At 47.8% G+C, this 359-nt stretch carries 1 protein-coding gene; it reads left to right on the forward strand.

The genetic code is table 11. From position 1 onward, the window contains the following. The coding region (locus AC1DUA_RS41015; RefSeq protein WP_477505069.1) for a spore germination protein at positions 1–359 on the forward strand (359 nt) is incomplete at both ends.

Here is a 359-nt window from a genome sequence, read left to right on the forward strand (position 1 = left end):
GAACCAGCTGGAAAGGAACGGCGATTATAACGAACGCGCGCTGGAGGCTGACAACCAATTAGTAAAATTGATCTACTTTAACAGCATATGCGACGAGAAGAAAATCGCGGATCAGCTTATTAGGCCCTTTTACGAAGATCCGTGCGGGTTTGCGGAGTATGTGCGGTCTTTTCACGGTAACACGAGCTTAAATGAACAGGAGGCAGCAATCGATCAGATGTTGTCAGGTCGTGTGCTCATTATCGCCGAAAACGATCCGATCCTTGCCGTCGATATGCTCGATTTCAAAGCTAAGGCTCYATCGGAGCCAGCCACCGAAAATGTTTTGATTGGACTTCAAAGTGGGTTGAGTGCGGAAT

It is taken from the genome of Paenibacillus sp. 01T422, assembly GCF_056398785.1.